The sequence below is a fragment of the Pseudonocardia ailaonensis genome, assembly GCF_039531635.1.
GTDB lineage: Bacteria > Actinomycetota > Actinomycetes > Mycobacteriales > Pseudonocardiaceae > Pseudonocardia > Pseudonocardia ailaonensis.
Window position 1 is genome coordinate 1 of the sequence record NZ_BAAAQK010000017.1, and the last position, 26,606, is coordinate 26,606.

Below are 26,606 nucleotides of genomic sequence, written 5' to 3' on the forward strand. Positions count from 1 at the left end.
ACACCCACCACCGTCGATCACCAGCCCACCAACAACGGACCGGCTACGCCAGCCTCACAGTCAGTTGTTCTGCGGGAAGCCCAGGTTGATGCCGCCGTGGCTCGGGTCGAGCCAGCGGGTGGTGACGACCTTGCCGCGGGTGAAGAAGTGCACGCCCTCCGTGCCGTGGGCGTGGGTGTCGCCGAACAGCGAGTTCTTCCAGCCCCCGAACGAGTAGTAGGCCATCGGCACCGGGACCGGCACGTTGATGCCGATCATCCCGACCTCCACCTCGTTCTGGAAACGCCGCGCCGCCCCACCGTCGTTGGTGAAGATCGCCGTGCCGTTCCCGTACGGGTTCGCGTTGACCAGCCCCACGGCCTGCTCGAAGGTGTCCACCCGGACCACCGCCAGCACCGGGCCGAAGATCTCGTCGGTGTAGATGCTCATGTCCGTGCCCACGTTGTCGAACAGCGTGGGGCCCACGAAGAACCCGGACCCGTCGGCGTCGTAGGTACCCTGCCGGCCGTCCACCACCAGCGTCGCGCCCGCGGCCTCACCGGCGTCGATGTAGCCCGACACCCGGTCCCGCGCCGCCGCCGTCACCAGCGGGCCCATGTCGCAGCCCCGGGTCCCGTCGCCGGTGCGCAGGGCCACGGCACGGTCCTTGATCCTGGACACCAGCTCGTCGGCGATGTCACCCACGGCCACCAGCGCCGAGATCGCCATGCACCGCTCACCCGCCGACCCGAAGCCGGCGTTGATCGCCTGGTCCGCAGCCAGGTCCAGGTCCGCGTCCGGCAGCACCACCATGTGGTTCTTCGCCCCACCCAACGCCTGCACCCGCTTGCCGTGCGCCGTGCCCGTCTCGTAGACGTAGCGGGCGATCGGCGTCGAGCCCACGAAGCTGATGCTCTTCACGTCCGGGCTGGTCAGGAGGGCATCGACGGCCGTCTTGTCGCCGTTGAGGACGTTGAACACGCCGTCGGGCAGCCCCGCCTCGCGCCACAGTTCCGCGATCCACAACGCCGCTGTGGGGACCTTTTCCGAGGGCTTGAGCACCACGGTGTTGCCCGCGGCGATGGCGACCGGGAAGAACCACATCGGCACCATGGCCGGGAAGTTGAACGGCGAGATGATCCCGACGACGCCGAGCGGCTGCCGGATGCTCGAGACGTCGACGCCGGTGGAGGCGTTCTCCGTGGCGGAGCCCTTGAGCAGGTGGGGGGCGCCGCAGGCGAACTCCACGACCTCCTGCCCGCGCGCCACCTCACCCGCGGCGTCCGAGAGGACCTTGCCGTGCTCGGCCGTGATGATCGCGGCCAGCTCCGGGGCCCGGGCGTCGAGCAGCTCCCGGAACGTGAAGAGGATCCGGGTCCGCTTGGCCAGCGAGGTGTCCCGCCAGGCCGGGAACGCCGCCGTGGCCGCCGCGATCACCTCGGCCGCCTCCTCCGCCGACGCCAGCGGCAGCGACGCCGTCACCTCGCCCGTCGCCGGGTTGGTGACGTCGGAGAACCGGCCCGACTTGCCGTCGACCTTCTGCCCGTTCGCCCAGTGGTGCAGGGTGGTCACGGAACTCTGGGTGCTCGTCATTCGTCCTCGTTCGCTCGGTCAGATGAGGGTTGCGGCGTCGGTGAGCGTGTGGCGCAGGATCTGCTCCATCTCGTCGAACTCGGCCTGGCCGCAGATCAGGGGAGGGGCGACCTGCACCACGACGTCGCCGCGGTCGTCGGGCCGGCAGTACAGGCCGTTGTCGAACAGGGCCCCGGGCAGGAAGCCCCGGACGAGGCGTTCGCGCTCGTCGGCGTCGAAGGTCTCCCGGGTGGCCTTGTCCTTGACGAGCTCGATCGCCCAGAAGTAGCCGTCGCCGCGGACGTCGCCGACGATGGGCAGGTCGAGCAGCCGGCGGAGCGTGTCGCCGAAGGCCGCCTCGTGCTGCAGGACCCGCTGGTTGAGGCCCTCGCGCTCCATGAGGTCGAGGTTGGCCAGCGCGACCGCGGCGGAGACGGGGTGCCCGCCGAAGGTGTAGCCGTGCGGGAAGCTCACCCCGGGGGCCAGGAAGGGCTCCATCACGCGCTCGCTGGCGATCATGGCGCCGATCGGGCCGTAACCCGACGTCATGCCCTTGGCGCAGGTGATGATGTCCGGGACGTAGCCGAACTTGTCGCACGCGAAGGTCGTGCCGTGCCGGCCGAAGGCGCAGATGACCTCGTCGGAGACGAGCAGGACGTCGTGGCGGTCGCAGATCTCGCGGACCCGCGCGAAGTAGCCCGGCGGTGGCGTGAAGCAGCCCCCGGAGTTCTGCACCGGCTCGAGGAAGACGGCGGCGACGGTGTCCGCCCCCTCGAAGAGGATGGCCTCCTCGATGCGGTCCGCGGCCCAGCGGCCGAAGGCCTCGGGATCGCCGTCGAACTGCGGGTTGCGGTAGGCGTTGGTGTTCGGCGCGCGGAAGGCGCCCGGGGTCAGCGGCTCGAAGTCCTTTTTCATCTTCGGGACGCCGGTGATCGCGAGGGCGCCCTGGGGGGTGCCGTGGTAGGCGACGGCGCGGCTGATCACCTTGTGCTTGGTGGGCTTGCCGCGCAGCTTGAAGTACTGCTTGGCGGCCTTCCACGCCGACTCGACGGCCTCGCCCCCGCCGGTCGTGAAGAAGACGCGGTTCAGGTCGGCCGGGGCGAGCGCGGCGAGCCGCTCGGCGAGCTCGGCCGCGGGCGGCGTCGTGTATCCCCAGACGGGGAAGAACGCCAGCGTCTCGGCCTGCGCGGCCGCGACCTCGGCGAGCTCGCGACGGCCGTGGCCCGCCTGCACCACGAACAGGCCGGAGAGGCCGTCGAGGATCCGGCGGCCGCGGTCGTCGTAGAGGTAGGCGCCCTCGCCCCGGGTGATCACCGGCACCGGGCGGGCGGGGTGGTCGCCCATCCGGGCGAAGTGCATCCAGAGGTGACGGGCCGCGACCTCGGCCGCACCCGTCGTGGTCTCGGTCCGGGTGTGGTCGGTGGTGGTCATGTCCGCTCCTCGGGTCGTCCTCGAGATGGGGCTGTTCCGAGCGATCGTCGAGCCCCTCACCCTTGTCGGGGGAGCTGCGATGTGTACCGGAAACATGGATTTCATGAACACAGTGACGGCTCGGCCGTAGTCTCGTCCAGTGCGCCTGACTCTGCGTGAAGTGCTGGAGCTGCCGTCCGTGGCCCGCGGGCGACCGATGGTCAGGTCGGGTGCGACGCGCCTCGACACCGACATCCGGTGGGCCCACGTCAGCGAGCTGGCCGACCTGGCGGGCACGCTCAGCGGTGGCGAGCTGGTGCTCTCCGTCGGCGTCGTCCTCTCCGACCCGGCCGTCGACCTCGGTGACTACATCGAGTCGCTCCGCCGCTGCGGCGCCGCCGCGTTGATGATCGAGCTGGGGCGCAACGTCGAGCGGCTGCCCGAGGCGCTCGTCCAGGCGGCGCGCCGCACCCGCTTCCCCGTGGTCGAGCTGCGGGAGCCGGTGCGCTTCGTCGAGATCACGGAGTCGGTCCACAGCCGCGTCCTGCACGACCGCTACGAGCAGGTGGCCCTGTCGCACAAGGCCCACCGCGTCCTCGGCCCGTTGGGGATCGAGGGGGCACCGGTCGAGGAGATCCTCCGGCGCGCCGGGGACCTGCTCGGACGCCCGGTCGTCCTCGAGGACCTGGCCCACCGGGTGATCGCCTTCGCCGGGGATGCGCCGGTGGAGGACGTGTTGCGGGACTGGGGGTCCCGGTCGCGACAGGTGCCGTCCGGGTCGGACGGATCGTGGGGCGGCCCGGAGCGCTGGGTGAGCGCGGCCGTCGGCCCGCGCCGTCGTCGGTGGGGCAGGCTCGTCGTCCCCACGAGGATCGACAGCGCGGCGCTGGACGACGTCCAGATCGTTCTGGCGCAGGCCGCGGAGGCGGTGACCGTCGCCCATCTGATCACGGGCACGGGCGCAGGCCTCGACGGGATGGCCGCCTCCCGGCTGCTGCAGGACGTGCTCGAGGCGCGGATCACCGACGACGTCACCATCCGCGCGCGAGCACTCGCACTGAGCTTCAGCACGGAGGGGCCGATCGCCGTCGTCGTCGCGCGCGGGTTCGGCCGGACCGGTGACGGCGAGGGCGACCTGCTGGGGGCCGTCACCCGAGCGGCCAAGGCGGTCGGCGGGACCTGCCTCGTCGGGAGGATCGGGCCTCAGCTGGTCGGCGTACTCCTCGACGAGGGCGCCCTGTCGTCCACCGAGGACGCCGCCACCGCGCTGAGCGGAGCGCTCGGGCCCGGGATCGTGACGGTCCTCGCCCTGAAGCCGGCCGTCCCGAGCTGGGCAGAGCTACCGGCTGCCCTGACGGAGGCGGAGTACGTCGCCAGGCTCGCGCCGGGCACCGACCCCGGAGCGCCGGCCCACGTCGTGCGCGTGCGTGACCTCGGAGTCCGCGGGCTCCTGGGCCGGATCTCCGAGGATCCGGCTCTGCACACCTTCATCGAGACCTGCCTCGGACCGCTGCTCGCCCTTCCGGAGGAGCGGCGCACGGCCGAGCTGGCGACCCTCGAGAGCTACCTCCGGTCGGGGACGGTCATGGCCGACTTCGCCCGCCGGGTGCACCTCAGCCGGGCCGCCGCCTATGCGCGGCTGAAGCGGCTGGAGACCCTGCTCGACATCGACCTGGCCGATCCGGAGGTCCGGACGGGAATCCACGTCGCGCTCCTCGGATACCAGCTCCAGCGGCCACCGACGTCCCCCAGGGGCCGCACCTCCTGAGCCTCGGAGGGCTATCGCGTCGGTGCCGGTCCGAGGCTGCAACGCGCTGACCTGGGTGCCCCCGGCAGGACTCGAACCTGCGACCTAGAGATTGCAAGATCGTCGTGCGGGACGGCCCGGGTTGACCCCGGATGCTGGTGCTGAGCTGCGAGGGCGTCTGTCATCGGTTGTGGCTGGTGCGGACGTCCTCGCGTCGTTCCGGGTAGGTAAAGGTGGACGGTGATCTTGGGCTCGGATGCCTACATGCGTAGACGAGCGACCACGGATCATTCGAGCCCGTGATGGCCAAGTTGCATGTGGGGCCGGCATGGCAACGAACTGCGAGAGCCCGGGATCGGATCAGCGGCCTGCCGGTCGCGGTGAGCGGTTCGAAGCGAGGCTTTAGCTACACCGCTGTACTTACGCGGGCGAAATGCGTGACCTGTTCGGCTCAACCTTGTGGACCATACGGCGTCATAGCCTGCAAATCGGCGCGTGTGCCAGGCCACTCCTCGCCCCACCTGCCCGGTTGGTCACCGGGCTCCTCCTGACGGTCCTACCGTGGTTGGCAACCCCGGCGCAGCGCACCGCCAGGGGCGCGCTGCAACCGGGGCTTCGTGCGAAGTGGCATTCACACGCTAGTGGCCGGCAATCGGGTCGGCTAGACCGGGGAGGGAAAACGACCCTCCACCTGCGGCGACTTCAGTGCGACGTAGGAGATCCGCATGCCTGCTAAGAAGCAGTCGAGCGCCAGGCCCGAGCTGGTGCACCCGGTCTATCTGGATCCAGAGATGTTGATCAGCTTCCTGGCGACGTTGGAGGGCGGAGCCTCCATGAGCAGTGAGGTCTCAGAGCGCTCCGGTGAGACCGCGAAGTCTGCTGGCGAAGCTGGTGGGGAGGCCAAGCTCCCTTCCGTCCTGAGCATGCTCGGCATTTCGTTGTCGGCCACCGGCAAGTACAGCAGGGATAAGACGCGTGACGAGTCAGTCGAGAGCAAGTTCGTCCGCCAGCACACGGCCGCGTCGCTCTTCAACCGCTTGCGCACACGGATGCAGGAGGATGGCTACCTGCACTCCATCGACCCCTCGGGGGACCTGAGCGGCGTCGAGACCGGCATGCTGATCGAGGTGGCGGGGGAATTCGACGAGAGTCCATTGCGCAAGATCGTCGATGTGATCAACAGCATCTGGCCCTTCGTGGAAGAAGAGACCGAGAAGGCGCGCAAGTCGATCCCGGTACCTAAGCGGAACGGTAAGGGCGGTGTTCCTCCGGAGCAGCGCGAGCTGGCTGAGGCGGCACGGCTGCTGGTCGATCAGCAGATCGAGGGCAACAAGCAGACGCTTCGAATGGCTCAACTGGTCGAGGCGGACCTCTCAAACTCGCCGGTAGTCGACTTGCTTCTTACGGCGCCCAAGTTCTCGGGAATCGTGACGGCGAGTCGCGAACTGCTGACGGAAGAGGTTACGGCTGCACTGATGGGCGGCACTTTCCGTATAATCGGCAAGGTCTCGGCCGTCGACACAAGTGAGTCCGCGGAAACGCTTGTCGTGCGGCGAGGCGCTATGGGCCTTATCGCGGAAGCGGCGGTCTTGCCGATGATCGAGGCGATGAACAAGCCTGGAAGTGGGATTGATCTTGCTCTACCGAGCGGAAAGCTCTCGGGGCCGGTCACCCAGCTCATTCCCCTGGCGATCTTCGTCTGAACTTCGGTGCGTGGGCCGGTTGTCTATGGCGACTGGCCTTCTGTCCGCGGCGTACCAAAGGTGATCTCCTCGCGGCGCGGGTTCATCCCTGCCAGGTTGAGGGACGGGGTGCAAGGCACGCTGTCCCGCCTTGTGCCCCGTCCCTCAACCTGGTTGCCATCTCGGCGCGCCGTGTGGAGATCACCGCCCTCGGCACCGTTTCCGATCTCTGAGCGGTGCCGGGTTCGGGCGGAGCCCGTTCTGGTCTGGTTGCTGCTCTGAGCCGATGATGGGGTGGTGCTGACGCTCGGCCCCTCAGAGCTGATGACGTGCCCACGCTGGAGCGCCTCTCCGCACGTGATCAGGAGTGGAAACGTCGTCTGGGGATGCCGCACTCCACGTGGTGGCGTCTCGTCTCAACAGACGCGGACCGGTTCGGCTGGCTCGTGATCTCCGGTGAGGAGGTGATCGGCTATGTGGACGCGGAACGGGAAGCCGGCACGGTCTCGGTGGCAATGGCGGTGTTCAAGCCCTGGCGGGGCCGCGGGCACTCGCGGACGATCATCGAGTTGGTGGCGGCCAAGGAGCCAGTGCGGAGCGCCCGCGCGTTGGTCGCGACTGTAGAGCCCGACAACCGCGCCAGCCATGCAGTCGCCCGAGCGGCTGGGTTCACCGAGGACGGCCACGACGAGGACGGGCTAGTGGTCTACCGAATGCATCTGAGATGTGGCGACACCTGAGCGGCAGGGCCGGGTAGCCGGTGCCGCCGGCCGCGAGCGGGCCGGAGGCAGGAGCGAGCGAGTCGAGCGGGGCCGGCGTGGCCGGCCCGCGCCGCCGGAGGCGGCGCCTTGATCCAAGAGAGGTCATTCCGGCAGCGCGACCCGCACTGCTCGGCGCCGGCCTCGTAGGGTCGACTGGTGCAGCTCGTGGAGTGGGCCGAGGAGACGGCTCGTGATCGCTTGGCGGAGGCATTGCCGCGTCGGTGGTCGCATGTGCAGGCGGTGGCTCGTCGCGCCGGGCAGCTCTCGGAGGCGCTGGGCGAGGATGGCGAGCTGCTGCGCGCTGCTGCGTGGCTGCACGATGTTGGCTATGCCCCGGAGCTGGCAACGACCGGGTTCCATCCGCTCGATGGCGCTCGCTACCTCGTCGGCGCGGACGTCACCGAACGGCTCGTCGGCCTGGTCGCCATGCACTCGTCGGCCGCTGCGGAGGCGGAGCTGTTCGGGGTGGCGGATCAGCTGGCGGAGTTCTCCGACGAGCGGACGTTGACGCGGGATCTGCTGTGGTGGTGCGACATGACCATCGGCCCCGACGGCCAGTGCATGACCTTCGCGGAGCGGATGGGCGACGTGCGGGCTCGCTACGGCCCGGACCACTACGTCACCCAGGCTCTGGATCGGGGCATGGCTGAGCGGGTGGGTGCGGTCGAGCGGGCTGAGGCGTGGATCGCGTCGGTGGGGTTGGCCGGTCAGGTGTAGAAGGGCTCGGTCCTGTCTTGGAGTCCGTGGTCGATGCGGAGCCTGATGGAGGGGTGGATGTCTAGCTCGTCGAGCTGGGTGGTGTCGACCCATCGGACTTCGGAGGACTCGTCGCTCGTGCGCGGTTCGCCGCTGAGGGGGCGGGCGCGGAAGCAGATGGAGAACTCCTGGCGGACCTCGCCGTCGTCGTAGGCCATGACGTGGTGGGGGTTGGAGTAGATGCCGATCAGGCCGGTGACTTCGACGGTGATGCCGGTTTCCTCGATGGTCTCGCGGATGACGGCTTCGGTCATGGTCTCGCCGAGCTCGTGGCGGCCGCCGGGGATGGCGTGCTTGTCGTTGTCGGTGCGGCGGATCATGAGCAGGCGCCCGGCGTCGTCGAGGACGAACGCGGACAGGGCGATGACGATGCTGTTGGGTTTGGGTGCGTCGGGGTCGTCGAGGTAGTCGGTCCGGGTCACGGACTCAATGGTTCACCATGTGGCGGGCTTCGACAGCTTCCAGACGTCGACGAAGCTGGTGGCGTAGGTGTCGAACAGGTCCCCGGCGCCGAGTTTGCGCAGGTGCAGGGCGGGGGCGTGGGCTCCGGGGACGCCGTAGACGTGGGCGTTGACGATCATCTGCTCGTCGAACCGGAAGATCGAGTTGTAGAGCGTGGTCTTGTGGAAGCGGAACTCGATGCCGGGGGTGTCGAGCAGGGGCTTGTAGGCGGCGAGGCCGTAGCGGATTCGGGCGGCGAGGACGCCCTTGCCGAGCTGCTCCTCCTCGCTGCGCAGGGTCACCGCGCGGCTGGCGGGGTCGCCGAAGTTGATCCGGATCGTGACTCCGGCGGCGGCCTTCTCGGACAGGGTGCGGATGAAGTTGGGGCGCTCGACGAGGAACTGACCGGCGTGCACGAGGACGTCTATGCGGTCGCTCGCCTCGGCGAACAGGTGGTCCCACAGGTCGAGCGGGACGGCGTTGCGGTGCGGGTAGGCCCCGACGATCTCGGACGCGGCGATGCTGGCCTGACGCTCGGGTGGGAGCGCGGCGGGCCACAGGTACGACTCCGGCTGCGCGAGCACTGCGGCTAAGGCGTTGCGGTGCTTGGGGTATGGCGTGCGATCCTGGGTCATCCACCGCTCGACCGTCTTGGGGTCGACACCGATCTTCTCGGCCGCGTCGGCGGTGCTGAGGCCGGCGCTGAGCAGTGCGTCGCGGAGCCGTTCGTTCGCCACTGCCACTCCCGAGGGGACGACTTTAGGGACGACTTAATCGTCCCTCAGACGTCCTGAGTTGTCCAGCCGTGCGGTGAAGCCGTCCGCGGAATCTGCGGAGAGTGAGTAGCCGACGGACACCGGGTCGGCCGGGTCCGCGGACCTCACGGAGTCACCAGTGATGCAGGGCAACACGTACGCCAGCTACAACAAGTTCCCCAGCTCGATGGAGCAGCTGATGCCCTTCGGGGCGTGGCTCGTCTCCGGGGTCGAGCCGATCAAGGATTTCGATGCGTCCGGGCGTGGTCCGGACGAGTTCGTGCAGGCCAGGGACAAGGAGTCCGGGCTGCCGCTGTGGATGGTCACGGTGCAGTCCGGGGACCTGGAGAACGCCCCGGCGTGGCTGCACCGGTTGAAGGTGAAGGTCGTCGCCGAGCGCCAGCCGGAGCTGCCGCCGGTCATGCCGGGCACCCCGTTCCGCCCGGTCTACCTGGAGGGGCTGGTCGTCGTCCCGTACATGGACGACAAGGCGTGCACGCCGGCCGAGCCGGGGCGGCGTCACCGCTGCCGGGCCAAGGTCGCCTACTCGGTGCGGGCCTCGGGCATCCGGGCGCCGAAGACCAACGAGCGCCCGGCGCCGAGCCAGGAGAACGCGGCGTGAGCGCCCCGACCGTGATCCCCGCTTCCGTCCTCGTCGACCGTGCCCTCACCCGGCTCTGGCGGGCAAAGACCGCGGCGTTCCGGATGCCGTACGACACGCCGGCGCACTCTGCGGCCCGTGCCCGCACGATCGCGGACCTCTTCGGACGCGAGCGTCGCTGGTGGGAGGTGCTGACGCGGCACAGCTCCTCGGAGGTCGCCTGGCCCTACCGGCAGGCGGTCATCGAGGCATCGGCCAAGGCCCGCGGAGATGCGATCTTCTGGAACGAGACCGCCGCCTTCTGGACCGCCCGCGCCAACGGCGCGACGGTCGACGAGGCGCAGGACGCGAGGTGGTCGGCATGAGCACCGATCGTGTCCTCGCCCGCGTCCGAAAGGTCGTCGGCACCGCCGGGCTGGAACGGCTCGGTCCTGGCGGTACCCGCTCGACGCTGCGCGCGCTGCTGTTCGACGGCGCAGGTGTCCCCGCCTGGCACCAGGCCGCCGCCTGCCGCGACCTCGGCTCGGAGGCGTTCTTCGTCGACTCCGGCCCGGACGCGAACCTGCGGGTCCAGGCGGCCAAGCGGGTCTGCCGGGGCTGCCCGGTCCGCACCGCCTGCCTGGCCGACGTCATGGCCTGGGAGCGCCCCACGCGCCGCTACGGCGTCGTCGGCGGGCTGTCCCCGGTCGAGCGGCAGCGGCTGCACCTGCGGATGCGGGAGGCCTGATGCGCCGTACCCGCCCCCGCCGAGCCCCGGAGCGCTGCGGCCTGTGTGACCGGCAGATCGCCCGGCGCACCGCCACCCACCGCCACCACTGCTGTGCCCGACTGACCGCCGGTCTCGTCCCGGCGAGGAGGTACCTCTGATGTCCCGTCGCATGATCGTCCGCCCGAGCGACACCCGGAACAACCGGGCCGAGCCCTTCGAGGTCTTCACCCGCCCCCAGCGCTCCCTGCCCGCCAGGATCGCCGGGCTCGTGCTGCGGCTGCGCGCCGAGATCACCACCGCCGCCGTCCTGCTGATCGTCTGGCTCTGGCCCGCCGGCGTCGTCGACGACTGGCCGGGCACCGCGGCCTTCGGGGAGCTGATCACCGGCCCACCCGACACCCCGGACGACACCGGGCCGGCCACCGCCGGCGGGCTACTGCTGTCCGCCCTCGTGCTCGCCCTGCTCGTCGGGATCGTGTTCGCGGTACCGCGGTCCCGGCGGTTCGTGGTCCGTCGCGGGTGGGCGGTGATGTCGCGGCACCGGCTCCGCGCGGTCTTCGTCGAGCGCCGCGTCATGAACTACACCGGCAACCTGCCGGTCATCGTCTGGGCACGTCCCACCGCCGTGGGCGAGCGGGTCTGGCTCGTCCTGCGCGCCGGGATCGAGCTGGGCGACGTCGAACGCAACCTCGACTACATCGCCTCCGGCTGCTGGGGCAGGGCTGCTCGTGCGGAGGCTCGCCGCTCGATGACGGCGCTGGTGGTCGTCGACGTCGTGCGCCGCGACCCGCTGTCCACCGGCCCGACCGTGGTGTCGCCGATCCCGTACGTGGTCCCGGCGCCGGTGTCTGTCTTGGAAGGGGCCTGACCCATGAGCGTCCTGTCTCGCTTCAACCCTCGCCCTGCGCCGACTCCGGGCGGGCTGTCGATGTTCGACCCGGTCGCGCTGGGCATCGACGAGAACACCACGCCCGTGCGGATCGGGCTCGCCTACCGGAACATCCTGCTGGCCGGGGAGCCCGGCTCGGGCAAGTCCGGCGGGCTGAACAACATCGTCGCCCACGCCGCCCTGTCGCTGGACTGTCGGCTGTGGCTGATGGACGGCAAGCGCGTCGAGCTCGGCCTGTGGCGCTCATGTGCAGACCGGTTCGTCGGCGCGGACATCGCCGAGGCCCTCGACACCCTCGCCGCCCTGCAGGTCGAGATGGACCGCCGCTACGACGATCTCGACGCCGCCGGCGCCCGGAAGATCGCACCCGGCGGGGAGCCGCTGATCGTCCTGGTCGTCGACGAGGTCGCCTACTACTCGGCCACCACCGGCGACCGCAAACAACGCGACGCCTTCGCGATGCTGCTGCGCGACGTCGTCGCCCGCGGCCGCGCCGCCGGGATCATCACCGTCGCCGCCACGCAGCGGCCCTCGCACGACATCATCCCCACGTCGCTGCGGGACCTGTTCGGCTACAGGCTGGCGTTCCGGTGCACCACCGAGACCAGCTCCGACATCGTCCTCGGCCACGGCTGGGCCGCCCGCGGCGCGGACGCCTCGCTCATCGACCCGGCCGACCGCGGCGTCGGATGGCTGCTCGCCGAGGGCGGTCTCCCGCGCCGGATCCGCTGCGCCTACCTCGACGACCCCACCATCACCGCCATCGCCTCGTACGCGGCGGAGCTGCGCGGGGGTGAGCAGTGATGGGACTGCACCGCTCCACCGAGGCGACGCTGATCCACGTCGTGGTCACCGTGGTCACGCTCGCCGCCGGGGTCGCCGCCGTCGTCCCGACCGTCGAGTTCTGGTCCAACACCGTCGGACTGGTCCTGCTCGGCGTCGGGGCGCTGTGGATCGTCGTCGCGCTCGTCCGGCGGGAGCTGCGCATCCGTCGCCGCCTCGCCGCCATCCGCGCCGAAGCTCCACCGGCCACCGCGCCGAAGTCCTGGAATCGGGAGGCAGCGTGAACGAGATCGAGACCCCGGCGCCGGTGGGCAAGCTCGTCGCCCCTCTCGCCCGCCAGCTCGCCGAGACCATGGCCACCGAGGTCGGCGCCTGCGTGCGCCCCCTCGCCGTGCGCCGCACTGACACCACCACCGGCGCCACCACTGTCGTGCCCATCCCATGCGGCACGACCCGCGCCTCCAAGTGCCCCTCGTGCGCGGACCGGGCGCGGAAGCTGCGGGTCTGGCAGGCACGCGAAGGCTGGCACCTCACCGAGGAACCCCGGATCGAGACCGCCGAGCCCACGCAGGAACAGATGGCGCTGATCGGCTATCGGGCCGACCTCGAGGCCGCCCGCTCCGCCGCCCTCGAGGCCGACGACCGCCACCAGGTCACCGAGCTGGACCGCGCCATCGACGACTGCGAGACCCTGCTCAGCGGCGAAGGCATCCGCGGCAGCCTCCCGCGCCGCCATCCCGACGACGACAAGCCCCGCCGACGTGTGCGCTCCACCCGTCGCCGTCAGGACGTCCCGAACCTCCCTCGGCGGCGGGTCTCGGCCCGCACCACCGGCCGGACGTTCGAGGGCAAGGACGGGCGAACCTTCCAGCCCTCGACGTTCCTGACGCTCACGATGCCCTCCTACGGCCGCGTCCACGGCGACGGGACCCCGGTCGACCCGAACCGCTACGACTACCGCCGCGCCGCCCGCGACGCCATCCACTTCGGGCTGCTCATCGACCGGTTCTGGCAGAACCTGCGGCGGGCGTGCGGGTGGAACGTGCAGTACTTCGCCACCGTCGAACCTCAGCGCCGCGGGGCACCACACCTGCACGCCGCCATCCGCGGCACCATCCCGCGGGCTCTGCTGCGACAGGTCGCCGCCGCCACCTACCACCAGGTGTGGTGGCCCCAACACGACCAGCCCGTCTACTCCGCCGACGCGCTACCGATCTGGGACGAAACCCGCCCCGAGCCCTGCTACGTCGACCCCACCACGGGTGGGCCGCTGCGCTCGTTCGACCAGGCCCTCGACGACATCGACGACGACCCCGACCTCCCACCCGCGCACGTCGTGCGGCTCGGAACACAGGTCGATGTCCAAGGCGTTCTCGGCGGCAGCGACAAGGCCGGCGAGTGCCTGGGCTACCTCGTGAAGTACCTGACCAAGTCCATCGACGAGTGCCACACCGCCGAGACCGACCGCGAGGCCGTTCACGTCGAGCGGTTCGTCCAGGCCCTGCGCTACGAGCCCTGTTCGGAGAAGTGCGCGAACTGGCTGCTCTACGGCGTGCAGCCCGAGGGCGCCAAGGCCGGGCTGATCCCCGGCCGCTGCAAGGGCAAGGCCCACAAGCCCGAACACCTCGGCTACGCCGGCCGCCGCTGCCTGGTCTCCCGCAAGTGGTCCGGCAAGAACCTCACCGAGCACCGCACCGACCGCCGCAACCACGTCCTCCGCGCCCTCGGCGCCGTCGGCATCACCCCGCGGCAGGCCACCGAGGACGACTCCGGCGACCGGTACGTGTGGACACCGATCCGGCCCACCGACCCCGATCAACCCGACCGCGTCGAGCTGCTCCTGCGCTCGATCTCCGAACGACGGCGATGGCGCGAGCAGTACGAACGAGCACGGGCAGAACTTCCGGCAACCGAGACCCGAGGGGAGGTGGCATGAATGGAGATCCGTAAGCGGCTCTGGACGGTGCAGGACGTGGCGGACTTCCTCGGGGTGCCGGTGGCGACGGTCTACGACTGGCGGTGCAAGGGCTACGGCCCACGGGGCAAGAAGGTCGGTCGATACCTCAGGTTCGAGGAGGACGTCGTCCGGCAGTGGTTCGCCCAGCTCGACGAGGATGCGGCCTGATGGGGCGGCCACCACTCCCGATCGGCACCTTCGGCAAGATCCTCACTCGCAAGGTCGCGGCCGGCCGCTATCGCTCGTGGGCGAAGTACCGCGACTACGACGGCGTCACGCGGCGGGTGCAGCGGTTCGGCCCGTCCGGCAGCGCGGCGGAGCGTCGGCTCCGGGAGGCCCTTCGCGATCGCAGCCGGGTTGTGCTCGATGGCGAGATCACAGGCGACACCCGTCTCCGCGTAGCGGCCGAGATCTGGCTCCAGGACCTCGATGACTCGGACCGCGCACTCCGCACGAAGATCACGTATCGCGATGCGTGGCGCCGGATGCTGGAGCCGGCTGTGGGGGAGCTGCGGCTCGGCGACATCCGCGTCTCCACCGTGGACCGCACGATCCGGGAGGTCCGGCAGCGGCGGGGCAGCTCGTCGGCCCATCACGCCAAGGTCGTGCTGACCGGCATCCTCAGCCTCGCCGTTCGGCACGACGCGATCGACACCAACCCCGTGCGTGAGCTGACTCCGGCTCGTCGGAAGTCGACTCGGGAGAAGGTCATCCTCGACGAGCAGGCGCTCGCCCGGCTGCGGACGTTCCTGGCCGGCTCGGACGACGCGCGGAAGCACGACCTCGTCGACATGGTCGACGTGCTCACGGGCCTCGGATGCCGCATCGGTGAGCTGCTGGCCCTGGACTGGCCGCGGGTTGATGCCGACGCGGGAACGCTCGCGATCGAGGGCACGGTCATCCGAGTGCCCAAGGAGGGGCTGATCGTGCAGTCGCACACCAAGTCCAAGGCGAGCATGCGGACGATCACGCCGCCGTCCTGGGTGATGGACGTGCTCCGCAAGCGGCACGCGGGCTCACACGGACCGTGGGTCTTCCCGTCGACGGCCGGGACCCTGCGCGATCCGGACAACACGCGGAAGCAGCTCCGGCAGGTTCTCGCCGGCACCGAGTGGGAAGGGCTGCATCCGCACGTCTTCCGGCACCTCGTCGCCACCCGCCTCGACGCGGCGGGTCTCTCCGCACGGGACATCGCGGACTACCTGGGGCACGAGAAGGTATCGATGACGCAGGACGTCTACATGTCCCGTCGGATCGCCGGCGCCGCTGCGGGGGCTGCGCTGGAAGCCTTCGACCTCGGCAGTAGCGGGTAGGTTTCGGGTAGCTGGATCTTGGACTTTCTCGCAGGTCAACCCGCTGACCAGCATGTAGGTGCCCCCGGCAGGACTCGAACCTGCGACCTAGAGATTAGAAGTCGTTGGGCAGTGCCCCTCTCGTGCTTCTACCAGCACTTACGCCTTCTTCAGCTTCCGGAGCGACAACCTAGATCACTCTGTTGCACGCAGGTTCGCTCCAGAAGTAGCTCCACGCGAACCCCCGTAGTCTGGCCCAGCTCGGTGGGTGCGTCGGGATCCTCAGACGGGCGCCGTTGGGTCGCTCCGGTCTCAAAACCTGCGCAGAGGCTAAGCACGACGTAACGACCCGGCCACGCACAGCGAGTTACCGGATCGCTGAGTGTGATCTCAGTAGGGTCTGGCGACGATGAACAGTACGGCTCGAGCACTAGGGGGACCATGGAGACGGCCGCACAGGCTGTCCTTAGAGTGCCCTGGGACGATGACGCTGGTGCACGCACGGCTGATCTCTACGACTGGCAGGCCGCGATGGCGGCGGCTGACGCCCTTCGTCTCGTACACGACGCAGTTGCCGACGACGGATGTCTACAGCCGGACATTGCAGCAGAGGTGATCTGTGAGCATCACGAAGACTGGACAGTCATCGTTGGCACGAGCGCGGAACTTGTCTCTGCAAAGCACCGCGAGCTAGATTCAGGTGCATGGACGACTGTTAATCAGCTGGTTACAAAGGGTGGTCTTCGCCATCTCTTCGACCGCTGGCTTTCGCTAAATAAGCTGCCGGGCCTTCGGCTTGTTACGTGTGCGGGCCTTAAGTCGGGAGAATGCGCGGAAGTCGACGAGGTGGCCAGACTTCTGCGTGATCAAGCGCAAGGTGTTGAACTATCCCAAGAGTCACTAGCGCTCATCGCGAAGACCTTACAGAAAGTTGCAAAAGAACTTCTTTGCGCGGATGGCGCCGAGCTTCCTGGGCATTTAACCGGCCCTGTGAAGTCAAAGTGGGTTGATCTCGCCGAGGACGACGCCCGAATCGAAACGCTACGCGCCTTTCTCTCGCGTCTTCATATCGACAAAGAGCGGCCTAGTCGGAAGCACGTTGCTCATGCTGCGCCGAGCATGTACATGGCGCCCGTCCTGAAGCAGATGAGAAAAGGCGAGGTTCCGGCAGGAGCGGCCTGGGAGGCGGTTCTTGATCTCTTTCGCGCTCGCATGAGGTCGGCCGGGCCAATCCCAGGCGGAATGCTGCCTTTGATCAACGCGGCTGCGGGCGGGAGCGCCGTCGGAACTACTGCTGAAAGTCAGAACCGCGAACTTGCGCGCCGAAGAATCACGATTGCCGACATCGAGATAGCGATTCGGCTGGCCATTGACAATCTGGAAGCCTACCTACCTGTCAGCAAGGTAGTTTACCAGTCGCCTTTGAGTGTGAAGATGGATATCGGGCGGTGCAATGACACAAGCATCGCGCGAGCCGAGGATCTGCGATCAGAGTATCTCCGATACTATCGCGATCGTGATGAAACGGCACCGGGCGAGATGGCCAAGCGCCGAGCTGTCAACAGATGGCTTCTGAAGGTCGCCGACGAGGAGACCGCCACGATTCCGAATCGCTCGAACGCTTGGGGTCCTGAATTGTGGCGGGCACTATCGGATCGCCTGGTTGACGGCTATGCGGCCGATGATTCTGACCCGGACGCTATTCAGTTGGACGGCGATCTCGCGTTGGGCGGAGTTTGTGATCTAGTTCACAAGTGCAAGGTGTGGTTCAGTCCAGCATTCGATGTGAAAGCCGAACTGGCGCGGCGTCGTGCGCAGCTTCGAGGTGCGATGTGAGTGAGTCGGATCGAGAGCAGCTGCTTTCTGGACGTGAAGACCTTGCCTATCACCAGATGCGCGTGCTCATGCTTGTTGAAGCGGTCGCGTCTAGCGACGGTCATGCAGGAAAATTGGATGGTCTTACAAAGCTGGCGAAACTGGACTTCCTTGTCCGCTATCCCGATCTCGCGAGGCAGGTTTTAGATGATATCGACGAGAGTGATTCGCGCTCGGCTATAGGATCATCCTATCTAGATGTTGAAGCGCCGATGACTCGTTACAAGTATGGGCCATGGGATGATCGCTACTACGCAATTATTGGGGCACTTGTCGGACGGGGCCTTCTGAGGTACGTAAAGGGGCGTCGAGGAAGTGTCGCGCTGAAACCGACACCTGCCGGTAAAAGACTGGCGACGGCCCTGGCGTCTTCGGAAGAGTGGGCCGACACGGCTCGTCAGTGTCAAACTGTGGCGCGGGCGTCGTCCGGGCTCACCGGCTCCGCGCTGAAAGATCGAATCTATGCCCGACTCCCGGATGTTCTTGACCGGCCGTACCGCGAGGTAATCCAATGACAACCACCTTCAAGATTAAGCGATTGTCATTGAATACTCTTGAGGGGCAGGTCGAATACGCGTTCGACTCGCCGCTCACCGTGCTGGTTGGGCCAGTTGGCGTCGGCAAAAGCACTCTATTTGATCTAATTAAATACTGCCTCGGCGGCAATGCTCAGCTGGCAGAAATTGCGGTTCAATCGGTGCTTGACGTTGAGCTCGATGTCGAGGCTGGAGACGAAAAGTACAGAATTCGGCGCAGCCTTGACAGCGAGAAGCGACTGCTGGCTAGGGTAGAAGACCTCGTATCTCGCGATCGGCTGGCCGATCACTTCGTTGATCCGGCGAAGGAACCGTCGCTCAGCTCACTACTGATGCGAGCGTTGGGAATGTCGCCCGATATGCGAGCGGCAGCGAGAACCAAGACGACGGCGCGCCCCGGTGGACGTATCACCTTCAATGACATATTTGCGTACATGTACGTGCAGCAGGGTGACATCAACCAGGCAATTGCTTCGAGCGATGAGTCCTATAGGGAACCTAAGCGTAAGGCAGTATTTGAACTCTTATTCGGACTGACTGATCCAAGTATTCTGGACATGCGCTCTGTGCTTGGGGAAAAGAACGGAGAGCTGGCGCAGGCGAAGCGCGACTATGCGACCGTCTTGGACTTTCTCAGAGATAGTGAGACGCAAGGACGTGAGGCTGCCGAAGCGGCTCTGGCGGCCGCGCGGAACGCGGAACATTATGCGGTTCGTGAACTAGGGACGCTGCGCGATGCGGTGGATCCAGTCGTTGATCGTGAGACTCAAACGCTGCGTGATCTACTCGGCGAGGCGGAACGGAACCTGGCTGAGGCCAGGCAATTGACTACAGCAAATGCCCAAAGTCAGGTCGACTTGATCAATGAACGGCGGCGAGCCCGTCGCGAGATCGATAGGCTTGGACGTCTTCGTGATGCTGGGCAACGCCTTGCTGACTTCGAGTTCGTTTCCTGCCCGCGATGCATGCAGAGTCTTTCCAATCGGGTAGTCGCGGAGGGTTGTTGTCGCCTTTGTGCTCAGCTCGATCCTGTCGACGACGGACACTTCCCTTCCGCGTCGCTCGATACATACGAAGAGCGGCAACTGGAAGATCAGCTCTCCGAGATTGACGAGCAAATTGCCGACTCGGCTGTATTGCAGGTTCGCCTCGAAGAGGCGGTCGGCCATCGTGAACGACTAGTCGAAGACTTAAGCAAGAAGATCGAGGCGCGAACACGTGACCGCATTTCGCCTCAGCTCCAGGCGTTTAACGACGCAGCGAACTCCTTAGGGGAAGCGCGATCGGCTCAGGCAACGATGGAGGCCGTCCTCCGTCAGTGGGACCGCGCTGATGATGTTGGTCGATCTGCCAGGGAGATTGCCGGAGAGGTCGAGGCCCTCCGGGCACGGCTTGACGGGGCTGAAGCGCAGTTGGCGTCGCGCAAGGAAGAAATTCTTTCCGAATTGAGTGACGAGTTTACGGCGACGGTCGCGACCATCGGCATTCCGGGGGTCACGTCGGCTTCGATCAGCATGCAGAATTACTTGCCGATACTCAACGGTGCCTCGTACGTCAAATTGAGTCCAGCTGGTGGCGGCATCAGGACAGCCACGCAGGTGGCGTACTGGATAACCCTAGTTACTGTTGCCCTTCGAAGGAGGGACACCGCATATCCTGCTTTTCTATTGATTGATAGCCCTCGCCTGTCGCTTAACGACAACCCGAAGCTGGAGGCGCCACTTTATCGGCGTTTGGTGACACAGGTTGACGCAGACGGAGATCGGCTTCAGATGATTGTTGGCGACAACGAGATCCCTGATGGGTATCGCGGGACGTACGAACAGATGGACTTCTCCTACGATGATCCAACTGTGTACACAATTGCACATCCAGGCCCAGATGCGGTTGGCGCTGGCGCAGCACGCTAAGATTCGGAGATCTGACTCTTTCCGTCGTCGGGCTTGCGTAGCAAGCGTCCTCGCCATTGTAATTCCACGCGCTTCGCTGGCGACGTTGGATCGTTGCCGCCAACGGCTCCGAAAACGACGTCGAAGCAGCGGTTAAATCGCCAATCGTGCAGTCTTATTTTCGAGTGCGACATCCTGCTCGGTCGAACCCGAGTCCGGTGATTCCGGCGATGAGTCGTACCGTTTTTCTCGACTTATAGGTCGAAGCCTTGTTCGCCAGTTTGGACAATCTTGAGACTGGTGCGCTCATTTAGAGACCAGAGTCGCTTGCGAGGACGCCATTGTGGGAGTCTCTTGGCCGCGGTCAATGTGCTTCGGAATGTCCCTGGCAAGGACTGAGTGTTAGCGCGTCCACTGGAACTTGAGTCGACATGCTTCTATTGTCGTGGAGTGACCTCACACCGCGAGCCCCGATGGGTGGTCCACGGATCACGAGACCTGTACTCCAGCAAGTGGGTGGTCCTCAGCCTGGCCGACATCGAGTTGCCCTCCGGCGAGCGCTTCGAGCACCACACCCTGACTCTCCCACCTGCGGCGATGACCGTCGTCCTCGACGATGCGGGTGAGAACGTCCTCATGTCCTGGCGCCACCGCTTCGTGCCCGACGTCTGGAACTACGAGCTCCCCGGCGGTCTGCTCGACGAGGGCGAGGAACCCATTGACACCGCGGCGCGGGAGGTGCTCGAGGAGACTGGCTACCGGGTTCGGAAGATCGAGCACCTCGTGACCTTCGAGCCCATGATCGGTATGGTGCGCAACGCGCACTACGTCTACCTCGCCCGTGGGGCGGAGCGGGTAGGGGAGGCGACCGAGCTCAACGAGGGCAAGTTCCAGTGGCTCCCGCTCGCCGACGTCCCCGGCCTGATCGCCGAAGGCAAGATCGTGAACTCGGGCTCGCTCGTCGGGCTGCTGCACGTCCTGGCCCTGAGCGGCCCGAAGTCACGAGGCAAGTAAGTCCGTGATCCGTCGGCGTTGACGCTGCGAGCCGGTCCGGCCGGCGAGCTCGTTGGCCCGGCGGGCGTGCAGCCTGGCCTCGGTGACGTCGCCCCGGGCATGGAACGCGAGTGCGAGGTCGACGCGGAGGCCGACCTCGGCGCGCCCGTACTGCCCTTCGCCCATCGCGACCAGCGCGCCGGTGAGCTCCTCGATCGCGCTGGTCTCGCCGAGCCGGGCCAGACAGTGGCCCCGCCAACGCGCCAGGTGGCCGGCGTCGAGCATGACGTAGGGGAGTTCGGACTCCGGCTGGTCGGGCATGACATCCGCGGCCTGGTCGAGGACCCGGAGTGCGGAGTCGCGGTCTCCGCCGTTGGCCAGGGCCTCACCCTCGGCGGCGAGGAGCCAGGCCTGCAGCGTGGCGGGCACACCCGAGCCAGCGTCTGTCCGGGTCGCTGCCACGAGTGACTGTGCAGCATCGACCTCCCCGGCGTCGAGCAGCACGAACGCCTGCTGCGCCCGCGCGTAGCTCAACCCGGCGAGCTCGCCGCTCTCGCGTGCGGCGGCGGTCGCGACCTCGTGGAGGCGCCAGGCCTCGCCGATCTGCCCGTTGTCCAGGGCCTGCCAGCCGGCGAGTGCGGCGGCTTGCCCGAGCTCGTCCGCGGCAGCCTCGCGCTGCGCGCCGGGCAATGCGTGGCGTACGAGCGACTCGATCGTCTCGACGTGGGCCGCGGTCTGTCGGAAGAGTGCCTCGCCACCGAGGCGCCGGTCCATGAGCCGGATGCTCTGGGTCTGATCCCGGAGGAGACCGATGAGGCCGGCGTCGAGCCGGGTGAAGGCCGGGAGCCCACCGAGCTCCTGCGCCACCGCGGCGGCGCTGCCCTCCGCAGCCTCACCGGCGATCGTGAGGCCGAGCTCGAGAACCGTCTTGTCGTAGACCTCGCAGAGCAGTTCTGCGTAGAACTCGCTCATCGCGCCGCCCTGGTTCTCCCACACCGAGATTCGGCGCGAAACGCTCGCGTTCTGAGGAAGCGTCTCGCCGCGCTGTTGGGCGGCTTCCCGGAGGGCGAGAATCAGCCGGGAATGGGTCCAGCCAAGGTCGCGGCGAGCCTGTCTGAGCCTGTCGCTCACCGTGCCCTCCCGCGTCCCATGATCTCAGCCTGACGCTCTGAGCTGCGGAAAGCAACCCCCGATCTCGACCTCACGTCATCCTGCATCACCCCGCGTCATCTGTCGCATCGCCATCCACAGGGCGACGCTTTATCCACAGGCACAGAGCGTGGCCATTGATTACCGCAGCGCCCCGCTCGCAACCTGTCTAGATGCTGAACACCAACTGGTACAGGGGAGCTGGACATGTCAGGTCTGAGGACGAACGGGGACAAGCCCCGCTTCTACAGCGTCGCGGAAGTGGCGCGGATGTTCGGAATGTCGAAGGTCACGGTCTACCGCGCGATCGCCGACGGGGACTTCCCGGCCGTGAAGATCCGCGGGCGCCTGATCGTCCCGGCGAAGGCCGTCGACGCGATGGTCGAGGCAGCGGTGTCCGCGCACGGTGTAGTCGACGCCGGCGCCTGGACTGCCGAGGGGGCCTGAGCGCGATGGAGGCCGTGGGTGTACTCATCTTCTTCTCGATTGTCGGCGCGTTCCTCTGCGCCAAGGCGCGCTTCTCCGGCGGCGCGGTCGCCTTCTCGCTGGTGGCGCTCGTCCTCTTCGTCGCGACGCCGGCCGGTCAGGGTTTGCCGGGTGCCGTCGGCTCGTTCCTGTCGACGCTGAACCACACGACTACTCCGGTCCTCACCGACGCGGGGGCGAAGGGATGAGCGACCAGGAGTGGCGGTCGTCGGCCGCGTGCCTTGCGGAGGACCCCGAGCTGTTCTTCCCCGTCGTCGAGGAGGGTCCGCTCTGCGCGGAGCAGGTGGCGGCTGCCAAGGCCGTCTGCCACCGGTGCCCGGTCAGGGAGATCTGCCTCGCCGACTCGATGGAGCGGCTCAGCTACGGCATCGCTGGCGGCCTCACCTCGGAGGAACGCCGCGAGCTCCGGGCGCCGGGACGCCAGGGGCCGAGCAAGGTGCCGTCGCCGCGCCGCATCGTCCGCAGCGTCGGCCTCCAGCTGATCGAGGCGGGCGCGACGACGAGGGCGGTCGCGAAGCGCTGCGGCGTCGCGGATCGGACGGTTGAGCGGTGGAAGGCGGCGAGGTCGGCATGAGCACCTACGAACTCACTCCGCGGGCCCGGGCGGTCCTGGCAGGCAAGGACCAGATCCGGCGCTTCGCGTGCGACGTCCATGGCGCACACCGCATCGAGACCCCGGTCGACGGCTACCAGGTCCTCACCAGGACCGAGCTCGACGACCCGGTGGCCGGCATCCGCGCGGCCGTGCTGGCGCGCAGCATCGCCGCGGCCGAGATCCGCTGCTACGCCGAGCAGGCCCGCGCCGGAGGTCGATCGTGGGACGAGATCGGCGAGGCCATCGGGCTGGAGGAGGCCGGCGCAGAGCGAGGCGAGCTCGCGTTCGGTCTGGTGGTGGAGAACAGGCCGCTGCCGTTCCACCCGCCGTTCGAGCTGATCTCGGCGTGGTGGCGGTGCGGATCGTGCGGGGAACGGGTGCGCGACCGAGGCCCGTTCGAGGCCAATCCCGCGAACACGGAGTCCGGCCACGCCTCGTCGTGCCGCCGCCATGCCGCCGAGATCGCGGCCTACCGGATGCGGGCTGAGGCATGAACCCGACGATCGGAATTCTGCTCGCCGGCCTCCTGGGCGCGGCCGTGCTGATGTGGCGTCGCGGCCGACGAGCAGCGGCGAGTGTCCTCGTCCTGCTCGCGGCGCTGCCCGGCATGGGACTGATCCAGCTGATCGCGTGGCCGGTGCTGGCCGTGGTCGGTGTGCTCGTCCTCGGCTTCGTCGTTCACCGGCGCACCCGATCTGCGGCGACCGTGACGCGGTGGAGCGCGCGGTCCCGTCGGAAGGTCGGGGTCGCGTCGACGCTCGACATCGCCCGCGTCGCGTCTGGCCCGGTGATCCGCCGGCGGGCGGGAACGGTGCGTCCGACCCTCGCCGGGCAGAAGGCCTGGCTGATCCGGACCGCGGAGGTCGGCATTCAGCTGTGCCGGTCCGGCCTGGTTCGGGTGTGGTCGTCCATCGAGGACGTCGTCATCATCTTCGGCGGGCCGCGGACGGGGAAGTCCGGTTGGCTCGCAGGCCGGATCCTCGACGCCCCGGGTGCGCTCGTCGTCACGAGTACACGGACCGACCTGCACGACCTCACCGTGTCGATGCGTGCCACTCGCGGCCCGGTGTACGTGTTCAACGCGGTCGGCCTCGGTGAACACCCCTCCACCATCACCTTCGACCCGCTGACCGGCTGCAGCGATCCGGTCGCCGCGTCGGAGCGTGCGACGGACATGCTCGGCGCGACGCACCGGAACACCGGCGGCGACCGCGAGTTCTGGGACGCGCAGGGTCGGCGCATCCTCGCGGCGCTGATGCACGCCGCCGCGTTGGGCGAGCGCCGGATGCGAGACGTCCTGGAGTGGGTGGCGGACCCCGAGCGTGCTCAGCGGGAGGTCACCGGGCTGCTGCGGCGCAGCGCCGATCCGGCCTTCGGGCAGGACATCGCGCAGTTCCTGTCGACGAACGACCGCACCCGGACCTCCATCACCTCCACGATCATGCCCGCGCTCGGCTGGCTCACCTCGCCCGCGGCGTCGGCGGCCGCGGAACCCGGACGCTTCGACGTCCGCGAGCTCCTGGAGAGCCGGTCGACGCTCTATCTGCTCGGGGCGGAGGAGTCGCATGCCGCCCCCCTCGTCTGCGCCCTCACCGGGCACATCGCCCGCGAGGCCCGACGGCTGGCCGCTCGCGAACCCGGTGGCCGGCTCGACCCGCCGCTGACCCTGGCGCTCGACGAGGCCGCACTGATCAGCCCGGTCCCGCTGCAGTCGTGGACCGCCGACATGGGGGGTCGTGGCGTCACGATCCTCGCGGCCTTCCAGTCCCGGGCCCAGCTGCTGGCCCGATGGGGCGAGTACGACGCGGCGACCATCCTGAACAACACCGGCGCCGTCATGGTGTTCGGCGGGACCCGCGACAAGGACGACCTGCAGTTCTGGTCGACGCTCACCGGCGAGCGCGACGAGGAGGTCGAGTCCGCCGGCCCACACGGTCACGGCCGGACGGTCCGCAAGGTCCCGGTGCTGTCCCCGGCGCAGATCGCGAACCTGCCCGCCGGCCGGGTCCTGGTGATCCGCCGCGGCATCCCGCCGGTCATCGGCCGGGTTCAGATGGCCTGGCGACGTCGAGACGTTCGTGCCCACCGTCGCGCGCTGGGCCGCATCGACGCCGCGTCGCGCTGGCAGGACCGGCTCGACGTGTGGACCGAGCGACGCGATGACCTGATCGAGCGGGTGCTGAGACGCCTCGCGCGGCGGTGGCCCGACCGGTTCGGCGAGCTCGCTCAGCGGGCCGGCGACTCCAACCGCGTGTTCCGCGAGCTCCGGCAGATCCGGAAGAACCCGGAGCTCACGACGTCCGAGGGAGGCTCGTCATGACCCCCGATCCGTCCCCGCTCACGGGGCTCGCGCGGGAGGTCGACGGGCTCCGCCGCGCGGTCGACCCGCTCCGCGAGCTGCCCGGCCGGGTGGATGAGCTCGCCCAGCTCGTCGCCCGCCTCGCCGACTCCGTCGCCGCCCCGAGCCGGCGGGCTCCCGCGCCGTCCTGGCTCATGGCGCCGACGGACCAGGGGGACGTCCGCCTGCTCCTGGACGAGGTCGTGTCCTGGCTCGGGGCGATCTACCTGCGCTACCCGGACGCGGTGCAGGGCATGCCGGAGTGCTGGCCCTGGCATCCTGACGCGGTCGAGGAGCTGCTCTGGCTCATGCACGCCTGGGCAGCGGCCTACCAGGGCGACGGAGCCTCGGTCGCGCTCGCGGCGGACTGGCACGACCGGCTGCGACCGGGTGTGGTCCGGCGGATCCGCCAGTCGGTCGGCACCTGCTCGCGGGACAACCACCGCACCCGCCCGGGATGGACATCCCTCGACGGGAGCGCGCCGGTCGTCGCGAGTCTGGACGCCTTCGAGGCGATCACGGACTGGTGGGCGTCGCGCCGTTCCGAGCCCGCCCCGGAGCCGGCGCAGGGGGAGGACTTCCTGTCCGGGGAGGCCCGGTACCGATGAAGGCACGGGCGATCTGGCTGCCCGGCCTCGCCGTCGCGATCGGGGCCGCGGCCGCCACCGCACACGGTCTCTACGAGGTCGCGGTCGCATCGCGGGTGCCCGCCGGCATCGCCTGGCTCTACCCGCTGATCACCGACGGACTCGCGCTCGTCGCGTACGCGACGACGGCGAGGCTGGAGGGCTCGGCGGCGCGCTACGCGTGGGCGGTGGTCGTGACCGCCGCGGGGCTGTCCGGCCTGGCCCAGGCGATCTATCTCGCGTCGGACGAGACGCTCGAGGCCAGCCCCGCCGTACGTTTCGGCATCGGTGCGTGGCCCGCCCTCGCCGCCGCGGTGGTGGCACACCTGCTGTACCTGCTGACCGACTCCTCGGCTGTTCAGCAGCAGGCTGAACACCCAGCTGTACAGCCTGCGCCCGTTCATAGCGAAGCCGTACAGCCCGAGCTGCCAACAGGCAGCGACACGTCGACCGATGAACAGCGGCCCGCCCGCGGGCCCGACTCACCGCAGCGCGACCGGGCACTCAACGTCGCTCGCGACCACGCGTCCGCACACGGCCGGCTCCCGACGGTGTCCGAGCTCCAGGACCACGCCGGGGTCTCCCGCGGAACCGCCGCGAAGGCCCTCAGGCAGCTCCGCGACAAGCCCGTCGACCAGCCAGACGACCCGTCGACACCACTCCACCTCGTCCGCTCCCCACGCAACGACAAGAGCACGACAGGAACGACCTCATGAGCACCGAGAACCAGACAAAACCACCAAGATCAAATGACTCACACCTAGGCATCGTGATCAACTGGGGGA

At 68.3% G+C, this 26,606-nt stretch carries 28 protein-coding genes and 1 pseudogene; 24 read left to right on the forward strand and 5 right to left on the reverse strand.

Annotation, left to right across the window (positions count from 1 at the left end):
* Positions 1 to 60: 60 nt before the first annotated feature.
* A complete protein-coding gene (locus ABD324_RS21625) occupies positions 61 to 1,572 on the reverse strand; it encodes a CoA-acylating methylmalonate-semialdehyde dehydrogenase (RefSeq protein ID WP_344419999.1) in 1,512 nt (503 codons plus the stop codon).
* An 18-nt stretch (positions 1,573 to 1,590) separates the two neighbouring features.
* Entirely contained in the window at positions 1,591 to 2,982 is a 1,392-nt protein-coding gene (locus ABD324_RS21630) for an aspartate aminotransferase family protein (protein WP_344420002.1), read from the reverse strand.
* Positions 2,983 to 3,121: 139 nt separating this feature from the next.
* Here ABD324_RS21630 and ABD324_RS21635 point away from each other — a divergent pair, with 139 nt between their 5' ends.
* From ABD324_RS21635 to ABD324_RS21650, 4 genes and pseudogenes are all read left to right on the forward strand, one after another.
* Entirely contained in the window at positions 3,122 to 4,729 is a 1,608-nt protein-coding gene (locus tag ABD324_RS21635; protein WP_344420005.1) for a PucR family transcriptional regulator, read from the forward strand.
* A gap of 704 nt (positions 4,730 to 5,433) precedes the next feature.
* Complete coding sequence (locus ABD324_RS21640; RefSeq protein WP_344420008.1) at positions 5,434 to 6,411, forward strand: DUF6414 family protein; 978 nt, start codon at positions 5,434 to 5,436, stop codon at positions 6,409 to 6,411.
* Positions 6,412 to 6,710: 299 nt separating this feature from the next.
* Positions 6,711 to 7,130 (forward strand): annotated as a pseudogene (locus tag ABD324_RS21645) (GNAT family N-acetyltransferase); the annotation flags it as partial.
* Between the two features lie 177 nt (positions 7,131 to 7,307).
* Positions 7,308 to 7,868 carry an HD domain-containing protein gene (locus tag ABD324_RS21650; protein ID WP_344420011.1) on the forward strand — a complete coding sequence of 187 codons (561 nt, stop codon included), beginning with the start codon at positions 7,308 to 7,310 and terminating at the stop codon, positions 7,866 to 7,868.
* On the opposite strand, the gene ABD324_RS21655 is transcribed toward ABD324_RS21650, so the two are convergent.
* Positions 7,859 to 8,329: an NUDIX hydrolase gene (locus ABD324_RS21655; RefSeq protein WP_344420014.1), complete on the reverse strand. Its 471-nt coding sequence runs from the start codon at positions 8,327 to 8,329 to the stop codon at positions 7,859 to 7,861. The two genes, ABD324_RS21650 and ABD324_RS21655, sit on opposite strands and share 10 nt — an antisense overlap.
* 12 nt (positions 8,330 to 8,341) lie before the next feature.
* Positions 8,342 to 9,085: a helix-turn-helix domain-containing protein gene (locus ABD324_RS21660; protein WP_344420017.1), complete on the reverse strand. Its 744-nt coding sequence runs from the start codon at positions 9,083 to 9,085 to the stop codon at positions 8,342 to 8,344.
* 160 nt (positions 9,086 to 9,245) lie between these two features.
* On the opposite strand from ABD324_RS21660, the gene ABD324_RS21665 reads away from it, so the two are divergent.
* From ABD324_RS21665 to ABD324_RS21725, 13 genes are all read left to right on the forward strand, one after another.
* A complete protein-coding gene (locus ABD324_RS21665) occupies positions 9,246 to 9,725 on the forward strand; it encodes a plasmid replication, integration and excision activator (RefSeq protein WP_344420019.1) in 480 nt (159 codons plus the stop codon).
* On the forward strand, positions 9,722 to 10,069 hold the full coding sequence (locus ABD324_RS21670) for a hypothetical protein (RefSeq protein ID WP_344420022.1): 348 nt from the start codon (positions 9,722 to 9,724) through the stop codon (positions 10,067 to 10,069). Before ABD324_RS21665 ends, ABD324_RS21670 begins: the two co-directional genes overlap by 4 nt.
* Positions 10,066 to 10,431 carry a WhiB family transcriptional regulator gene (locus ABD324_RS21675; protein ID WP_344420025.1) on the forward strand — a complete coding sequence of 122 codons (366 nt, stop codon included), beginning with the start codon at positions 10,066 to 10,068 and terminating at the stop codon, positions 10,429 to 10,431. Before ABD324_RS21670 ends, ABD324_RS21675 begins: the two co-directional genes overlap by 4 nt.
* A gap of 139 nt (positions 10,432 to 10,570) precedes the next feature.
* Positions 10,571 to 11,281 (forward strand): hypothetical protein, encoded by a 711-nt coding sequence (locus tag ABD324_RS21680; RefSeq protein WP_344420028.1) that lies wholly within the window; start codon positions 10,571 to 10,573, stop codon positions 11,279 to 11,281.
* A gap of 3 nt (positions 11,282 to 11,284) precedes the next feature.
* Entirely contained in the window at positions 11,285 to 12,106 is an 822-nt protein-coding gene (locus ABD324_RS21685) for an FtsK/SpoIIIE domain-containing protein (protein WP_344420031.1), read from the forward strand.
* Positions 12,106 to 12,369 (forward strand): hypothetical protein, encoded by a 264-nt coding sequence (locus ABD324_RS21690; RefSeq protein WP_344420034.1) that lies wholly within the window; start codon positions 12,106 to 12,108, stop codon positions 12,367 to 12,369. The genes ABD324_RS21685 and ABD324_RS21690 overlap by 1 nt, the downstream gene beginning before the upstream one ends.
* The gene (locus ABD324_RS21695) at positions 12,366 to 14,021 is read left to right on the forward strand and encodes a replication initiator (protein ID WP_344420036.1); all 1,656 of its coding nucleotides are present in this window, start codon (positions 12,366 to 12,368) and stop codon (positions 14,019 to 14,021) included. The genes ABD324_RS21690 and ABD324_RS21695 overlap by 4 nt, the downstream gene beginning before the upstream one ends.
* Positions 14,022 to 14,210, forward strand: a complete 189-nt coding sequence (locus tag ABD324_RS21700; protein ID WP_344420039.1) for a helix-turn-helix transcriptional regulator — start codon at positions 14,022 to 14,024, stop codon at positions 14,208 to 14,210.
* On the forward strand, positions 14,210 to 15,355 hold the full coding sequence (locus ABD324_RS21705) for a site-specific integrase (protein ID WP_344420042.1): 1,146 nt from the start codon (positions 14,210 to 14,212) through the stop codon (positions 15,353 to 15,355). Before ABD324_RS21700 ends, ABD324_RS21705 begins: the two co-directional genes overlap by 1 nt.
* Before the next feature lie 450 nt (positions 15,356 to 15,805).
* Positions 15,806 to 17,170 (forward strand): hypothetical protein, encoded by a 1,365-nt coding sequence (locus tag ABD324_RS21710; RefSeq protein ID WP_344420044.1) that lies wholly within the window; start codon positions 15,806 to 15,808, stop codon positions 17,168 to 17,170.
* On the forward strand, positions 17,167 to 17,724 hold the full coding sequence (locus tag ABD324_RS21715; protein WP_344420047.1) for a hypothetical protein: 558 nt from the start codon (positions 17,167 to 17,169) through the stop codon (positions 17,722 to 17,724). The genes ABD324_RS21710 and ABD324_RS21715 overlap by 4 nt, the downstream gene beginning before the upstream one ends.
* Positions 17,721 to 19,655, forward strand: coding sequence for an AAA family ATPase (locus ABD324_RS21720; protein WP_344420049.1), 1,935 nt, complete (start codon positions 17,721 to 17,723; stop codon positions 19,653 to 19,655). The genes ABD324_RS21715 and ABD324_RS21720 overlap by 4 nt, the downstream gene beginning before the upstream one ends.
* A gap of 429 nt (positions 19,656 to 20,084) precedes the next feature.
* Positions 20,085 to 20,648: an NUDIX hydrolase gene (locus ABD324_RS21725; RefSeq protein ID WP_344420051.1), complete on the forward strand. Its 564-nt coding sequence runs from the start codon at positions 20,085 to 20,087 to the stop codon at positions 20,646 to 20,648.
* On the opposite strand, the gene ABD324_RS21730 is transcribed toward ABD324_RS21725, so the two are convergent.
* The gene (locus ABD324_RS21730; RefSeq protein WP_344420054.1) at positions 20,634 to 21,599 is read right to left on the reverse strand and encodes an NsdA family TPR-like regulatory protein; all 966 of its coding nucleotides are present in this window, start codon (positions 21,597 to 21,599) and stop codon (positions 20,634 to 20,636) included. The two genes, ABD324_RS21725 and ABD324_RS21730, sit on opposite strands and share 15 nt — an antisense overlap.
* A gap of 384 nt (positions 21,600 to 21,983) precedes the next feature.
* Here ABD324_RS21730 and ABD324_RS21735 point away from each other — a divergent pair, with 384 nt between their 5' ends.
* From ABD324_RS21735 to ABD324_RS21765, 7 genes are read left to right on the forward strand one after another with little or no spacing between them, the layout of a single operon-like run.
* Positions 21,984 to 22,223, forward strand: a complete 240-nt coding sequence (locus tag ABD324_RS21735; protein WP_344420057.1) for a helix-turn-helix domain-containing protein — start codon at positions 21,984 to 21,986, stop codon at positions 22,221 to 22,223.
* Positions 22,224 to 22,228: 5 nt separating this feature from the next.
* Entirely contained in the window at positions 22,229 to 22,450 is a 222-nt protein-coding gene (locus tag ABD324_RS21740; RefSeq protein ID WP_344420060.1) for a hypothetical protein, read from the forward strand.
* The gene (locus tag ABD324_RS21745) at positions 22,447 to 22,836 is read left to right on the forward strand and encodes a WhiB family transcriptional regulator (RefSeq protein WP_344420063.1); all 390 of its coding nucleotides are present in this window, start codon (positions 22,447 to 22,449) and stop codon (positions 22,834 to 22,836) included. Before ABD324_RS21740 ends, ABD324_RS21745 begins: the two co-directional genes overlap by 4 nt.
* Positions 22,833 to 23,351 (forward strand): hypothetical protein, encoded by a 519-nt coding sequence (locus tag ABD324_RS21750; RefSeq protein ID WP_344420066.1) that lies wholly within the window; start codon positions 22,833 to 22,835, stop codon positions 23,349 to 23,351. The genes ABD324_RS21745 and ABD324_RS21750 overlap by 4 nt, the downstream gene beginning before the upstream one ends.
* Complete coding sequence (locus ABD324_RS21755; protein ID WP_344420069.1) at positions 23,348 to 25,177, forward strand: type IV secretory system conjugative DNA transfer family protein; 1,830 nt, start codon at positions 23,348 to 23,350, stop codon at positions 25,175 to 25,177. Before ABD324_RS21750 ends, ABD324_RS21755 begins: the two co-directional genes overlap by 4 nt.
* Positions 25,174 to 25,803: a hypothetical protein gene (locus ABD324_RS21760; RefSeq protein WP_344420071.1), complete on the forward strand. Its 630-nt coding sequence runs from the start codon at positions 25,174 to 25,176 to the stop codon at positions 25,801 to 25,803. The genes ABD324_RS21755 and ABD324_RS21760 overlap by 4 nt, the downstream gene beginning before the upstream one ends.
* A complete protein-coding gene (locus ABD324_RS21765) occupies positions 25,800 to 26,537 on the forward strand; it encodes a hypothetical protein (RefSeq protein WP_344420073.1) in 738 nt (245 codons plus the stop codon). Before ABD324_RS21760 ends, ABD324_RS21765 begins: the two co-directional genes overlap by 4 nt.
* Positions 26,538 to 26,606: the final 69 nt, after the last annotated feature.